This window comes from Maribacter flavus (assembly GCF_008386635.1).
GTDB classification, from domain to species: domain Bacteria; phylum Bacteroidota; class Bacteroidia; order Flavobacteriales; family Flavobacteriaceae; genus Maribacter; species Maribacter flavus.
Genome location: NZ_VUOE01000003.1, coordinates 55,918 through 71,359, shown reverse-complemented (window position 1 = coordinate 71,359; position 15,442 = coordinate 55,918). Strand labels below are relative to the sequence as shown.

Sequence of the window (15,442 nt, the reverse complement as noted above, 5' to 3'; positions counted from 1 at the left end):
TTATCCTAAAGGTCTGACTTGATTTTTTTTGTAAAAAGACATTTTAATCTTTTTAAACCCGATTTAAAATTTCGACGAATTTACTCTCTTAACATTTTTTCCTAAAAGGCCATTCCTTTTGAATTAAATTGTAGTACAAATTTAGGAATATGGAAATCAAGCATAAATAACAAACACCTCGTTCTTGAACTAGGATTACCAATTCAGTAATCGCGAGGGAATAGCCCACCTCTTGAATGAAAGAATTACCTAGGTTCACTATATGGAGAAAAAATCAAGAAAAAGTTTTAGGTTGCCCGACATTTAAAAATCGTCCTTTTTCTATCTTAGATTTTTTCTTCATCAAAGTCTTAAAACCGAGCCGCAAATTCATACTATTCCTTTATGCAGCAAATAGCATATTGTTCTATTATCCTATCTATAGAATGTGCAGAAGATCTGTCAACCCAAAAGAATTTCAAAATGGACAGCATTCTCACAGAGAATGATATTGTAATGCTTAATTTCCTAAATATTCCGAAATACATCTATTGGGATCACCTACCATTGTAAGTTAAATTCCAACTGAATTTACTAAGGACATTCTCTACCTTAAATATTCCCAAATCATAAGACTTTTCCTGTTATATTCCTTTTATGAAGACCTACTTCCAACTTGAATCATTGGCACTGAAAAAGCTATCGCTTCTGAAATATTCCAAGGACTATCTGTTGTCATATTATATTTGCAAATAGATTTTTCACTTGTTTCCTTTCTCCAACAAAGCCCTTTGGTCGTTTCTCAAGACAGATGTGTCTCCGATGGGCAGGTAATGTGAAAACTACCATGTTTGTACACCGGCCCATAGCACCAAGATATTCAAAGCGATTCAAGATAAAGAAGCATTTTCAGTAAACATTTTGATGTAGGAAGGAAGCATCGTCCCAAGGTAATAGGGAAGGTTCATTAACAGGAATTTAGTTCCTGAATCAGTTACCGCTTCATCCATTTTAAATTTGCCTGCGTACATTCGAATCGCAAAGGGATGGGGTGCCCGGTCCATGAATTGGTGTAGGGATTTGAGGGAACCAGTGGGACCCGATTTGATTTCAATTGGGATGACCAAGTCCTTATACACGTAAACCAAATCCACTTCCGAGGAAGCCTGGTTTTTCTCACGCACCCAAAAATGGGGTTTAAGATACTGAATCGTTTGCAAGGAAATCAGTTCTTGGGTAATCAGGTGGGGGATGATGCCTCCCCTTGTGGCATCGTTTAAATCTGATAGACCCAATAGCTGGCCTTGAATGTTTAGGGCATGGTTCACAAGCCCAGTATCCAAGAATTGGAGCCTTGGAGATTTTCTAAGGTTGGGTTTTATGGGTGGTGTCAGTTCCGTGGTGGGATATATCAATTGAATGATTTTGGCCGCATCTAGGTTTCGGAGGGCTTCCCCTACCTCTCGGGATCTGTAATTGGAATTCCCGAAGTTTTGGAATTTTATGCGTTGGTCCAGATACATGGGGGCCGTATCCATGATATGTCTTATGACCTTCCGTTCCGTAGCATTGGATGCATATTTTTCTACGTCCTCCTTGTAGGTTCCCCAGATACTTTCATAGGTGCGTGGTAATTGCGACAAGGTTTCCCCATCGATGGTGCGTTGAATGATTTCCGGCATGCCTCCAAGAATGGCATACCGATGAAAAAGTTGTAGCAGGGTGTCATGGGCAATGGGGGAAACGGGGGCCGTTTCCAATTGCATAAACCCAGTGTAGTGACCAATGGCCTGTAAATACTCCGAAAAATTCAGCGGAAATAGGTATAGGAATTCGATACGTCCCACGGGAAAACTTTCCACCTCTTGAATGGCAAATTCCAATAAGGACCCTGCAGCGATGACATGCAATTCTGGTATTTCTTCATAGAAATAGCGCAATAATTGAATGGCTTTGGGTTCCTCTTGGATTTCATCGATGAAGAGCAGGATTTCCTGTCCTTTCTTGGGTATTATGTTATGGGCCAAATAAAGGGCCTCCATGATGGTCGGCACTTCCCCGTATTGGGTAAAAAAGGCCTTATCCCTTGATTTTTCCAGATTAAGGGAAATAAGGACATCGAAGGATTTACCAAATTCCTGTACAAGGGTCGTTTTTCCCACCTGGCGGGCACCACGGAGGACCAGGGGCTTGCGGTTTTTGCGGGTTTTCCAGTCCTCTAGGGACTTCATTGCATGTCTATAGAAGGCCATGTATTGATTTTTGTAACAGAATAAAGGTAGTTATAAATAATATTTGTAACAAAATAAAGGATGTTTTTATGATTTTATGTATAGAAATAAGGGGTATTTAACCACAAAAGCCCCAAGAATTTGGGGCTATACTCTAGAAAAGAATGGAAAAAAGCTATTAACTATACTTATAGGATACCGTTATCCGCAAAACTGAAATAGTCTTCCTCCAATGGAGAGAGAATAATATGATCAAGTACCCGTATGTCGAAAAATTCGGCCGCCTTTTTTATTTTTTGGGTAATCTGTTTATCGGCTTCACTGGGTCGCAGGGTACCGCTGGGGTGGTTATGGGCCAATATCATGGCCACGGAAAGGGATTTTAGGGTCACCGCGAAAAGGATCCGTATATCTACAACGGTGCCGGAGATACCCCCTCGGGAGAGTTCAAAGATACCGTTGACCTTATTGTTGTTGTTGAGAAGCAGTACTTTAAAGGATTCGTGTAGGCCGATAGCATCCTTGTTCCAAGAATGATAAAGGAGGTCGGCCACCGATTTGGAATCCACAAGGGGCTTTTGGGATTGAAAAAGGGCTTGGTTGTGATAGCTGACCTGAATTTCGCTGACGACTGTTTCCATGATGTGAATCCTTTGGTTTTGAGGGTACTTCCTTTACTACAAGATACCTCCTATCACTTGGAAAACCGACCAAAAACCCCTCAAACCCCTCCCCCGTCTTTCTTTCCCTTTCCACAAAAAAAGGCCCCATAGGGCCTTGCGTTAGGGATAGTAGCAATATCGCCTTGGTAGGCCGGACGGCCTGTTTCCAACCGATACCATTGCAGTACCCTATCCCCTTTCTTGGGCAGCCCAACCGGCGGTACCGCGTATAGCCCGGCCAACGCCAATATAACTTCTTACCCATTCAAGGAATTTCCGATCCATTTTCTATTCGGCCTAGCAACCACTTTCGGAGTATGCTTCGTTTACGTCCAAAAGACTTTTGAGGGTCGATAGGTTTCCCATGGCGGATCAGTTCATAGTGCAGGTGAAAACCCGTAACGTTTCCTGAATTTCCAACGCTGGCAATTACCTGGCCCTGTTCGATTCGGTCACCGACCTCAACAAAGGATGCTTCCAGATGGGCGTATAAGGTTTCAAATCCATCGGAATGGCCAAGGACAATGACCCGTCCATACCCATCCTTAACGTCCACTACTTTTACCTGGCCACTTGCCGTGGCATGGACAGGAGTTCCTTTGGGGGCCGCCAAATCATAGCCCTTATGATTTTTATACCTTCCTGAAATAGGATGTTTGCGCATACCATAGGCACTTGAAATCCGGAAAGTCTGTATCCGCAGTGGAGTAATGGAGGGTATTTGTGACGCATGCCGTAGCACCTCATTACATCTATAGAAATCCGCACTAGGATTTATACCTTCTAAACCTTCAAAGGTTTTCTTTGCCTCTCCATAAAAAGCTACCGAATGGATATTTTGTTCTGAAAGGTCCTTTGAATCTATACTAAGGAGAGAAACTGCTTTTCCTATGGATCGGGTATCTCTCGTACGGGTACTTCCAAGTGTAGGCCCTTCCTTTGTTGCTTTGGGGCTATACAGCACAACACATAACAATAACCCCGCTAGATACATCCAGTAGCTGATTGTCTTTTGTGGAAAGCCACTAGGTTGTCCCCGTAACACTTTTTTAAGGAAAGACTTTGTCAATTCAAATATTTTAGTAGATTTGTTATAATTATTTACAATAATAATATTTATTTACAAATAATAATGAATACAAACAGGGAACATTCAAATTTACATTTGCACCTTCCACGGTTGCTTCGTCACTTCGGAGGCGCTTGTTTAAAACAGGAGGATAGCTATGCCCTATATCGATTTCAGGGAAGCCATGTAATCTTGATTCATACCGAGGAAGGCTATCGGTATTACGAAGTTCAAAGCCCTGAAAAGAAGTTGGAAGCCTTTGATTTGGTTGTTTCCTATATGGCCAAAATGGAAACCAATCCTCGCATACCTCTTTGGGACAAGGTTTTCGAATTTTATAACAAGCTTTCGAAAGACTCCGACCTTGTACTTACCGAAAAGTATGAACCAGCATTCAAAACGGTCAAAAAGGATTTCAATCATTTCCATACCTATTTGTCCCGACCTACAGCATTGGAACATCCTTTGTACACGTCCGTGGCCGGGGATTCAGTTTTCGAAAATCGTTTTGGACAAGGCCCCGACAAACGCATTTTGTTCCCTTTGTATAATATACAAAACGAAGTATGCGGGTATTTTGAGGACGACTTGGAAGACATTCATCCCTATGGGGAATCAGCGATGGAACATGGTCTATGGTATTCCCAAATCCCCGAAAAAATCGAGGCCCTTTTTGTTTTTTCGAATCCTAAGGAGGCTATGGCCTTTCACCAAAGATTCCAATTGAAAAATGCCGTATATCTGGCCTTAGGAAGTATCAATCATACGACTACCCGCATTTTATTCCAAATCCATCGACTGACCAAAGTGAAGAAGATAATGCTCTCCTTTACAGGCGACAGTAAAATTGCAGGATTTGTTCGGGATTTGCATTTTATATCCTTCATGGAGGAAGATTTTAGATTGCGTGTTGCGGATGGGGCCATTCAAATTCAATGCAGGCAAAAAGACCCGAAGGCCTTTGCCCGATTCTACACGCACTGTAGGGATTACAATGAGGGATTGCGGAAGCACTTTTTAAAACACCGATCCATTTTGGACCAGCACTTGGTGAACGCCTATAGTTTGGTGTTGTCCCAGGACGGGGAGCAAATAAACTTAAGGGTTCCTTTGGAAATCAATGCGCTACAATTGATGATTTGGAGCTATTACAAAAACTTTCTACATACGACCTTGGACATACTCAAGCCAAAAAAAGTCGATTGGAATTTGGAATGGGAGGAAATCCCTCCCCTACAAAACGAAGGAAAGGAGGTGCAAGTGGAGGAGTATCGTATCGCACAATAAAAAGAAAAAGGGCGCTCCCGCCCTTTTTCCATCATATTCCTTAACGAGTGAACAACTCACATTCATTCGTTATTCAAAAGTAACCATAATCATATTCTTTAACAATTTAAATTACTCACACATGGAAACACAGATTGAAAAAGTGTTCGTTAAGATGAACCAAGTATGGCTAAAAGGGGAAGCGATTCCCGCCACAGAAAACACGTATAAGGTACGGGTACTCAATTATCCCGACTTTACGATTGAAAAGGACAGTGAATTTTTGGAACACCAAAAATTTCCAGCACAACGCTTTGCCATTGGCGATGCCAAGGAGCGATTGGAAGGCGCTTATATCAGCTTTGGCAAGCTTCCGGACAACATACAGGATGCCATCATCAAAGGCGAGGAATACCTTCATAATAGTACCTATATCGCTGACGGATCCCTGAAGCATCAAGTAAAAATGGTTCAGATGGTCTACCAGCAGAATACAGGTTCCAAATTGGATGTACAGATTAAAAGGAACGAACCGGTCCCACCCGGAGAGGCCAAGGCCTATAACTATCAGTTCACAAAGGAGGAGTTCAATCAGATGAAGGAACAAGGAAAGGTAATCTCCTTTACCGGAACTTCAATGAATGGCGAGCAATTTACCAAACTGGCCTATTACGAGCCACGCCTGAACGACATCCGTACTAAGTCCGCTCTTTCCGAAAAGACCTATTTTTATGGGCAGCCTCTTACCAAGGAACAGGCGGACGCCTTGAACAAAGGTGAGGAGAGGGAGATTACCATACCCACAAAGCGCGGGGAGAAAACCTATTTGGTGAGCTGGAGTCCCAAGGCCGAGCGTTTTATCACTAAATCCGTAGAGCAATCGAAGCTCAACAATATGGAGGTGACTGCAGAGACTGTGCAGCCTGATGTAAAAAAAAAGCGTACTAGGGGCCAAACCGTAAGATTATAGTTCCATCCAATGTAACAGGGTAGGTCCTTTTGACCTGCCCTTTTATCTTATGAATACCCTACCCCCATATGCGGAACATATTGACTATTACAAGGACTGTATCGCCCACATCAACTCGGTCATCGATTTTCCAGGGTATCTGCAACGAAACGGCTATCAATTGATTGCCAAGAGTGCAGGATCTATGGAGTTCAAAAAAGATGGAGAACGTCTGGTGTTGAACACCCAAAGAAATCCCATGAGCTATTTCAACCGACACGACTCCTTGGATAAGGGACGCTTTTTCTCCTATCTACGGAAACGCTCCGAAACCTTCTATAAGGCCATTTCTCAGGGCATGGACCTCAGCGGGGAATACTTGCACCTACCGCCTGTAACCCAGCCCAAGACACTCCCTAAGACCAAAACAACGGATTTATCGAATCGGTACCGTATGGTGCCTTTGAAAAACGCCGAATATCTCACAAAGGACCGATGCATTTCCGAGGCCACACTTCAGGACCCGGTATTTAAAGACCGTATTTTTAATGCCATGTACGAGTTGAAACGGGGTGGCACCATTGCCAATATGGCCTTCCCCAAACTCGATGAATACGGTACCATACAGAACTATGTCCTATACAATAGACCGTACAAGGCCAAACCCAATAAACCTCCACAAAAGTTTCAGGTGGTTTTGAATTCCAAAGACCATTACCTCTTTCATTCCCAAATTCCAAAGGAAAAAACAATACATATCGTTTTTGGGGAAAGTGCCATCGACCTGTTGTCCTATCATGAGTTAAATGGTACCCACCAGAATTGGTACATCAGTTTTGGAGGACAGGTATATCCAAAAAAGATACACTCTTTTATAAAATTATTGGACGGGCAACAACACCGCAAATCCATGCAACTGATATCGATTATGGACCATGACCTCCAAGGAGCCCGTTTCGACTTGGATATCTTTTCAAGTCTAATCAACCATGGCCAGAATAAGGTTCATATTGAAAACACCTATGAAAAGCACAGATGGACCATCCATATTCGATATTCAGATAAAAACCTTACACAACAACAAAGCCATTTTGGAGTAGTAATAAAAGCCTTAAAAGCCCATGAGATGTCCGATGTCTGCATCCAATTAAAAGACAGGATTATAATCACCCTGGAAGTTAAAGACCCAAGGACGAATACCCTACCACCGAATCGGCTGGAACTCCTACGATCGTTGACCCTGACATTGACCAAATTGTATATAAAAATTCCTGTCAACATCCATAAATCGCACCATAAGGATTGGAACGAAGACCTGAAGCATACCAAACAACCGCGATACGAATTAGTCCCATGGAACCGAGATAGCCAGTTGAAGACTGGTGATCGGGTGCATTTGAAAATGGCTACAGGTCCCGAAGGCACTACCCACCCCGGCACCGTAATCAAAGTCATGGAAAAAGGGGTGCTATGTGATTTTGGATTAAAGACACCGTACGCCATTCCCTTTGTTCAGGTTCGGGCCCTAGAACGGCCCATACCTAACGAACAAACGTCACTTTCCAAGGCCGTGGGAGAAACGTCCAAGAGAAACACTCCAAACCTAGACCTATAACAAAAAACAGATCCCATGGAATCCCAAAAAATTGCCTTTTCCGCCATGTTCATCTCGGTCATCTGTTTTCTATCGATTGGCTTTTTAGATCATTATCCTACCATCCAGCAAGAGGCGAACGTACCAGGTTTACAATGGGTGTATAGTTTTTTGAAACGTTTTGGCCCTTTGGAACGACCTTACTTTAACCGCCTGTTTTTATTATTGACCGTTATTGGGGCCGTTATGTGCTACTACCCTAAAAAAGTACCTGGCAAAACCATATCAAAAGGTTTATTCCTATGGTGTTTGGGGGTTGGACTTCTCCTGCTATCACAATCTCTTATAGCATCCGAACGGCCCATAATTATCGTTACCATTGCTTGTTATTTCTTGGGTTTTGTGTTAAGTCTTTGGGGTACCCTCCACCTTTTTCAGGTAGTACCTTACGAACCCCTATCCGAGATAGACCCATTTAATGTTGAAAACGAGACCTTCCAACAAATGGAACAGCGTATCGACACCCCTTACTCTGTCAATATACCGTATGACTATTACCATAAAGGGCTACTACGTAGGGGATGGATTAATTTCATCAATCTGTTTCGGGGCCTGTTGGTCGTAGGAACCCCGGGAAGCGGGAAGTCCTTTGCCGTCATCGAGGAAATCTTGGAACAGTTGATTCAAAAAAAATTTACCCTGCTATTGTATGATTTTAAGTTTGATACCCTTAGTACCATTGCTTACAACTATTGGTTACGGGAAAAGCAAACCTATGGGAAGGAAAACCAAACAGCGCCCTATTCAAAATTTTACGTATTAAATTTTGACAATGTGGAACAATCCCATCGATGCAATCCATTGGATCCTTACCTATTAAAAAGTCAAATGGATGCTTCGGATGCCGCTACCGTCATTATGAAAAACCTCAATAAGGAATGGATCAAGAGAAACGATTTCTTCTCCCGGAGTGCCATCAGTTTTGTGTCGGGACTTATCTGGTATTTGAAGCGCAAATCCGAGGAATATGGTAAAAATATTTGCACCCTACCCCATGTCATTATACTATCCACCGTCAACATTGAGTATTTGCTTTCCATCATGTTGGAAGATATCGAAGTCAGAAACCTGATGATACCCTTTAAGGATGCCTTGGAGCGGGAAGCCGGACAGCAATTGGCGGGACAAACTGCAAGTGCGCAGATTTCCTTATCTATGTTGGCCAATAAGGAAATATTCTATGTGATGACGGGAAATGATTTTCAATTGGACATTAATAACCCAGAGCAACCCAAGATCGTCTGTATCCAAAACAACCCCAATCGTTCTGAAATCTATGCCGCACCTATTGGTCTATATATCAACAAGACCCTGCAATTGATCAATCGACCCGGTTGCCGACCCTGCGGTTTGCTATTGGACGAGCTACCCACGGTATTTATTATGGGACTGAGAAAAATCATCGATACCGGTCGCTCCCATTTGGTGGCCACAGTCTTGGGCATACAGAGTATCAGTCAATTGATAGCTGATTATGGCAGGGAATTAGCCGATGTTATTTTTGACAACTGTGCCAATATATTCAGTGGTGCCGCCAAAGGGGAAACAGCTCGGCGTATCAGCGAGATCTTTGGGCGTATCCATCAGTCAAAAAAAGCGCATACCCTGTCCAAGCAGGATACCACCATGAACATCAGTTCAGAAATGATGGACTTATTGCCCAAGAGCAAGATTTCCGGAATGTCCACTGGATATTTTGGAGGGATGGTAGCCGATACCTTTGAACATCCCATACCCCAAAAACTCTGTTATGGATTGTTACGACCTAATTTGGCTTCAAAGCGGGTACAGAAGAAATATGCCTTACCTGCCATTCGCACCTTCGTACCCGAGGACTTCGAGGAACAACTGCAGCAACGAATCCAGGATTTGGAGGACCTTCAATTTTATAATGTCTTATACCGATTGGATTGGCATATTTCCGATTATTATGGGTTCTATCATGACCACATTCCGACAATTGCCGCAAATTCTTATATCTCTGAGATTGAACAATGGGACTTTATTAATTTGGTCAAGGACTATGGCCTGTTTGATTATCGTACGGAGCTGTCCCATTGTATCCAAGATAATCCGAAGGAAGACCACCTATTGAAAACAGTATTAAAATCACTGATAGCACGGTACATCAAAAACAAGGAAAAAAATCGGGTGTTGGACGCAAATTTCCATAGTATTTTGGAAGATGTCGAGGAATTGGTCCAAAAGGAGTATGTCAAGAACCATGGGACATCCCCATCATCGGGCGTATTTGATACGGAAAAGGTGGTCGGCATGGACCATAACACCAAAGAAAACCAAAGTTCCACGGAGCCTTCCGGAAATACCGACACCCATTTGAATCCGGAGGAGCTCTTGGACCGGTATACGGGTAAACAAGAAAAACCTACTTTTGGGGATAGAAAACCAAAATTGAAGGAGGATTTGTTTGTTTTTGGCTCTTTATTACAAGCCAGCGAACCATATTCCAGCTATCCCGTAGAAATCGTCGAAACATGAAAACAATGGAAGATATATTTAACGGCAAGGCCAAGGACTTTTATTTTATAGGCGAACGCTTACAACAAATCCGGGAGGAACTCATTGAAAAGGATCCTACTGAGGATAAGCGTCAAAGCCCATTTTCGAGGAAGGCCATGGCCGAACGCCTGGGAGTGGACTATCAAACCATTACCAACATCGAACGAGGCCCCTTGTCTTTTAATACCATCAAGCTTTTGTTGTATTATTATTCCTTGGGGTACAATCCCATTTGGGTAATGTCCCCAGACAATGAGTTTATCCCTAAAATGAATGTAGGAGCCAATCTGGTCTACCAAGATGATGTGCAGCAACATTATAAGGAATTGGAGTCCTCGATAGTAACCGCCTTGACCACATTTAAAAATCAGATATAGCACGTTATAACCTTACCTATTATTTATACAATAAGCCTTTCCTTAAATGAATTAAGTCATATCTGGGATATTTTATTTCCTGAAAAAGGAGTTGGCTTCATCTGTGAATTGATGGTAAAAGAAGTATTTTTATATCCTGAATCCGTACCGCATACCCATAAAATTTAGGCAACTTCGAAGCGTTCCCAGCCCTTTTCCGGCAAATCGTATCGATCTATGACCATAATGGTATTAATGCCTATCATAGGATACTTATATTTTAGGGTTGTTGGGAAATCACCACTTTCCAAAAAGAACAAGGAGATGCGCTTGGGAAAATTCAGTTTTCTATTTTCACATTCCCTATGGAGTCTATGATGCCCTATTTCCATCAAAAGATGTTTGATGGCATATCGATCATAATTCCTAAAAACCACATGTTTCATAAAATTGGATATTTTCCTTATTTTTGGATTATTTCCAAATATAAAAAATCATAAAAAGGTAGAAACACCTTTTAACACTGAAATTAGTACCTTAAAAAAATAAACAAGAAGTATGTGTTATGATGTCAAGGCCCAGTTGGAAACCCAATTACGAAGGGCGAAACGTGATTCTGATGTCCATGCCATAGCGGAAATCAAGGACCGTTTGGCTGGACTAACCGATCACCCTTATCACCATGTTTCTGGATTTAAGCATCCAAAATTAGTGATATATACGAATGAGCATCCCATGGAACCTGTGATTTCCCAATGGGGTCTCGCCCCCCATTGGGTAAAGGACAAAAAGCAATTATATGGTGCTTGGAATAAAACCCTGAATGCAAGGGGGGAGACCATTTTTGAACTTAAATCGTTTAAGTCCTCGGCCATTCATAGAAGGTGTATCATTCCTATAGACGGTTTTTATGAGCATCGGCATTTCAAGGGCAAAACGTATCCTCATTACATCTATCGAAAGGATGGGAAACCTATGAATTTGGCAGGGCTATGGCGTGAATGGACAGACCAGGTCACAGGTGAAGTCTTACATACCTTTTCCATTGTAACAACTACAGCCAATCCTATGATGGAGAAAATACATAACAACCCGGCGGCATCAGAAGAACCGCGTATGCCCGTAATCCTCCCGGAGGAATTGGAAGAGCAATGGCTTCAGGATTACGAGGAAGAACTTACGGAACAGGCTATCAACCCACTTCTACAGCCTTTCCCGGAGAAATTAATGACCTTTCATACCGTGGGCCGTTTGAGAGGGAAGGAATATGCAGGGAATATTCCTGAAATCAATGAAAAAGTTTCCTATCCGGAACTAGACCAGCAGCTATTATTCTAGACCCGAATTCCGTTTTCCGGTGCGGTACGTGATAGAATATTTGGATTATTTTTTCCTTCCAAAGAAGTTTTCAAAATATATTTGCGGCATCAAGACCCAGCCATGACCAAAAACATAATACGACTCTATACTGCCATGGACGACGCGACCCGTATCAAGGCGTTACACTATGTCAAGGATGACATCATTTCAGATCCAAAATATTCTTTTGATGAATCCTCGATTATGAATGAAACTATACCAGAGTCCATTCAAGAACGTGTTGTTGTATTATTTCAGAATATGATCAATGGGCCAATGATTAAATAGGGGAAATACCTTTCCATGTAAACCCTCTAAAATTGTTTCACTCAAAGAAGTGTACTTTTGAGATGATGGGTTTCCAATGATTATAGACCTTGTTTATTGAACTTGGAATAATCTGTCAACTCGTCCTTGAATGGATTAAATTCCAATTCATTTCGCCCCTTTTGGGAACCCAATAAGCTATCAATCGTATAGGCGCTTGCAAGTATCAACTTTCGGTTCTTATAGTTATTCTGATTTTGCGCTACTTCCAATATAACTTTTTTAAGCCCCTTTTGCATATGAAACTCCATTATCTCAGGAGCCAAATTGGGACGAATTCCCTTGAAGACGATGAGATAGGCCGCTTTTTTATAATATTCATTTTGTATGAGGTAAGCTGTCCAAAGATGGTCGAAGGAATCCCTACCACTATGTTTCAAGAGGGTTATATGAGTATGTTGGTTCTTGAATACGATATTTTTATCAGGTAGGGAGTTCAGATAGGCCTTGGTTTTCTGATCTAAAGGAATTGTGGCATCTGTTTCCCCGTATATAGCATGCAAATACATATCCCCATCTATTTCACTAACGTGGAAACCTTGATGATTTAAAAGATGTACATAGTCCTTGGGAGATTTTTCAAATGACTGGTTCATTCGCTCTATGGTCTTCCAATAAGCATGTAGGGAATATGTTTCAAAGGTTTTTCTATCCTCTTTTGCCATTTGTGAATAAAGTTGTTTAAAAAACATCGGAAGAAAATAAGAACGGGCATACAAGGATTCGCTTTTCGGATTTGCCCCTACCAACAATCGTAGCACCTTTTCATGTTCGCGAATAAAAGCCGAAGGAAACTTCATTTCATTTGGCCTTGTATTGAAATTTCCCATATCCAAAGAGAGGCTATGCACTGATGAATCCAAGTACCGAACCGAACCATTTTCATATGCCAATCCAAGGCTTTGGAATAGTTCTCCCCGGGTATCCGTCGTAAGATTTAAACCAAAAACACACTGTTCAATGACCTTGGAAATTAACCGGGATTTGGATTCCAGCAACTGGGTCTCCCTTTTATGATGCTTTTGGACCAGTTTGTTCTGTATTCCTGCATACTGGTCATTCAATTGCTTATGTAGGTCGAGACCCTCTTTTGGGCAATACTTTGACAAAAGGGCGAATTTTGGATGTTCCCAAAAATCATTTTGAATAGCGGAAAAAGTTTGTCTTGCTATAAATTCTGAAACAACAAAACCTGTATGCATCCTTGCATGTCTATTCAAAAGAACTTCTTCGACGCACTTAATTAGTTCCAGCTGAAATTGAGACCCGTTAACCTCGAGAACCGAATTTGAGTTAGACGAAAAAGAGCGGATTCTGGACCAGAGTTGACCATCAATTTCACTTGGATTAAAAATATATCCCGATTTGTCATAGATGGTAAACGATTTGGGCTGACCCATTTTGTTGAATTCCAAACTAGTATCCAATTTCTGAAACTCCATTAGGATAGTTTCGAGTTCTTTTAGATCTATGGATTTGAATAATTTGAACACGGTATCCAGTTGCTTTTTTAAGCGTTGTCTATGGGTAGGCAGTAGTTTGGAACGGGCATTTTTTTGAAATAATCGTTCCATTTTTGGTCCGCTTAGGTTTGGATGTACTTTGTATCCTTGAATGAATCTGGATTTGTAGCCCAAAACTTTTTCTATACCGTAGGAAACCCCCACTCTTCCTGATTTATTTTGGGTTATACTTAACGCTAGATGGTACGCCTGTATTAAATGTTTTAACTCCTTAAAAGATCGGGGTTTGTATTGTTGACAAAGGGTGTTGAGTATATCCTGCATGTAGAAGCGTACTCCAAGACTGTCATCGGGAAGGCTTCTTTCTTTAGGTACCCGAATGACCGGAAGGTTTTGACTACATTTGGATTCAGGGGAGGGTGTTATACCAAACATTTGCTCCAAGTATTTTTGAACGGCCAGATTTCTAGAAAAGTCGTGGGAGTTATCGACAAGTTTTCCCGATTCCTTTACCCTGGTACTTACGATATGTACATGTTCATGTTTGGTGTCGTCATGCCGAACAATGACAAAGGGCTGTTCTCCATAGCCCATTTCTTGCATATAGATTTCAGCCAGTTTGAAAAATTTGGAATCATCTAAAAATTCACCATGAGGTAAATTCAATGTTATATGTACAAATCGTTTGTTGGATTCGTGCCTACTCCCCAAAAAGTGGAAATGCTGTTTTAATAGTTTGGGATATTGAAGTATTTGTTTTGGGATATTACACATTCCCAATACAGAGGCGTGTGGTTTATCGAGTACATAATTCAATACCCCTTGTACATTTTTACGATATAATATTCGGGCAATCATCTAGGTCGATATTTCATTTAATAGTTTTAAGATGTCCAACAACAGGGTATGCATTTGCCTGATTTCCATATTCAGCGAAGCGTTCGGTTGTCGTTTATCCTTATAGTGGACGACCTTTGTCAATTGATTTATGTTTGTGCCAATTTTGTTGATCTCATAAACCACTTGGGTCATCGAATCGGGTAAACGATCATCTTTCTCATACACATCCTGTAAAATTTGTTTTCTTAAAAAGGGACCCACCGTTCCCTTATTATCCATGTCCAAATGAAATCGTTTCATAAGGGCACGCAGACGCTCTACCTCGGCCTGGTTCATACGAACCTTGAAGGCATGATTTCTCTTTTTATCCCCTAATTGTTTTCTCCCTCCCTGGTTCTTCATGGTATGGATAATAACTACATAATGCGACAGCACCACTTCGTAGAAGTAGACAGTTTTGGGACCCCCAAAACATAACTTGCTATCCGTTATACGGATAAATATAGGCAAGGAAAATTATTTTTAATAATTTGATTATCAATATTTTATATCATAAAACCATATAAATTCATATAGAGCCATATAAGACTAATTTGATATTTGAGACGGCTTAATTTTCAGAAATAGGAAAGTAAAAACTATCTTGATGAACATGTGGTGAGGGAAAGAAAAACACGAGCATACTGAATTTAATTTCCAAACTTAGATCATCTCGTTAGGGAAAAATAAAATGTGTTATATGGATAAATCTAAAATCTAATTTTTAA

The 15,442-nt window shown here is 41.3% G+C and carries 14 protein-coding genes; 7 read left to right on the top strand and 7 right to left on the bottom strand.

Going from position 1 to position 15,442, the window contains the following annotated elements; all coding sequences use genetic code 11:
- Nucleotides 1-869: 869 nt before the first annotated feature.
- The 4 genes from F0361_RS16455 to F0361_RS16440 form a co-directional block, all read right to left on the bottom strand.
- Nucleotides 870-2,231: an ATP-binding protein gene (locus tag F0361_RS16455; protein WP_154920432.1), complete on the bottom strand. Its 1,362-nt coding sequence runs from the start codon at nucleotides 2,229-2,231 to the stop codon at nucleotides 870-872.
- A gap of 167 nt (nucleotides 2,232-2,398) precedes the next feature.
- Nucleotides 2,399-2,851 carry a JAB domain-containing protein gene (locus tag F0361_RS16450; RefSeq protein WP_154920430.1) on the bottom strand — a complete coding sequence of 151 codons (453 nt, stop codon included), beginning with the start codon at nucleotides 2,849-2,851 and terminating at the stop codon, nucleotides 2,399-2,401.
- 80 nt (nucleotides 2,852-2,931) lie between these two features.
- Nucleotides 2,932-3,114: a hypothetical protein gene (locus tag F0361_RS16445; RefSeq protein ID WP_154920429.1), complete on the bottom strand. Its 183-nt coding sequence runs from the start codon at nucleotides 3,112-3,114 to the stop codon at nucleotides 2,932-2,934.
- A gap of 23 nt (nucleotides 3,115-3,137) precedes the next feature.
- Nucleotides 3,138-3,941, bottom strand: coding sequence for a M23 family metallopeptidase (locus F0361_RS16440; protein WP_154920428.1), 804 nt, complete (start codon nucleotides 3,939-3,941; stop codon nucleotides 3,138-3,140).
- A 63-nt stretch (nucleotides 3,942-4,004) separates the two neighbouring features.
- Here F0361_RS16440 and F0361_RS16435 point away from each other — a divergent pair, with 63 nt between their 5' ends.
- The 5 genes from F0361_RS16435 to F0361_RS16415 all read left to right on the top strand — a co-directional run bounded on the left by F0361_RS16435 (nucleotide 4,005) and on the right by F0361_RS16415 (nucleotide 10,707).
- A complete protein-coding gene (locus tag F0361_RS16435) occupies nucleotides 4,005-5,228 on the top strand; it encodes a hypothetical protein (protein ID WP_154920427.1) in 1,224 nt (407 codons plus the stop codon).
- A gap of 121 nt (nucleotides 5,229-5,349) precedes the next feature.
- On the top strand, nucleotides 5,350-6,177 hold the full coding sequence (locus tag F0361_RS16430) for a hypothetical protein (RefSeq protein ID WP_154920426.1): 828 nt from the start codon (nucleotides 5,350-5,352) through the stop codon (nucleotides 6,175-6,177).
- A 49-nt stretch (nucleotides 6,178-6,226) separates the two neighbouring features.
- On the top strand, nucleotides 6,227-7,771 hold the full coding sequence (locus F0361_RS16425; protein WP_154920425.1) for a toprim domain-containing protein: 1,545 nt from the start codon (nucleotides 6,227-6,229) through the stop codon (nucleotides 7,769-7,771).
- Nucleotides 7,772-7,786: 15 nt separating this feature from the next.
- Nucleotides 7,787-10,309: a type IV secretory system conjugative DNA transfer family protein gene (locus F0361_RS16420; protein ID WP_154920424.1), complete on the top strand. Its 2,523-nt coding sequence runs from the start codon at nucleotides 7,787-7,789 to the stop codon at nucleotides 10,307-10,309.
- Between the two features lie 5 nt (nucleotides 10,310-10,314).
- On the top strand, nucleotides 10,315-10,707 hold the full coding sequence (locus F0361_RS16415) for a helix-turn-helix domain-containing protein (RefSeq protein WP_161598255.1): 393 nt from the start codon (nucleotides 10,315-10,317) through the stop codon (nucleotides 10,705-10,707).
- A gap of 164 nt (nucleotides 10,708-10,871) precedes the next feature.
- On the opposite strand, the gene F0361_RS16410 is transcribed toward F0361_RS16415, so the two are convergent.
- A complete protein-coding gene (locus F0361_RS16410; protein ID WP_154920421.1) occupies nucleotides 10,872-11,132 on the bottom strand; it encodes a hypothetical protein in 261 nt (86 codons plus the stop codon).
- A 112-nt stretch (nucleotides 11,133-11,244) separates the two neighbouring features.
- On the opposite strand from F0361_RS16410, the gene F0361_RS16405 reads away from it, so the two are divergent.
- Together F0361_RS16405 and F0361_RS16400 are read left to right on the top strand one after the other, a co-directional pair.
- Nucleotides 11,245-12,024, top strand: coding sequence for an SOS response-associated peptidase (locus F0361_RS16405; RefSeq protein WP_154920419.1), 780 nt, complete (start codon nucleotides 11,245-11,247; stop codon nucleotides 12,022-12,024).
- A gap of 102 nt (nucleotides 12,025-12,126) precedes the next feature.
- A complete protein-coding gene (locus tag F0361_RS16400) occupies nucleotides 12,127-12,333 on the top strand; it encodes a hypothetical protein (RefSeq protein WP_154920417.1) in 207 nt (68 codons plus the stop codon).
- 80 nt (nucleotides 12,334-12,413) lie between these two features.
- Here F0361_RS16400 and F0361_RS16395 read toward each other — a convergent pair whose 3' ends face one another.
- Nucleotides 12,414-14,693 (bottom strand): relaxase/mobilization nuclease domain-containing protein, encoded by a 2,280-nt coding sequence (locus F0361_RS16395; protein WP_154920415.1) that lies wholly within the window; start codon nucleotides 14,691-14,693, stop codon nucleotides 12,414-12,416.
- Nucleotides 14,694-15,185 (bottom strand): plasmid mobilization relaxosome protein MobC, encoded by a 492-nt coding sequence (gene mobC / locus F0361_RS16390; RefSeq protein ID WP_154920413.1) that lies wholly within the window; start codon nucleotides 15,183-15,185, stop codon nucleotides 14,694-14,696.
- Nucleotides 15,186-15,442 lie beyond the last annotated feature (257 nt).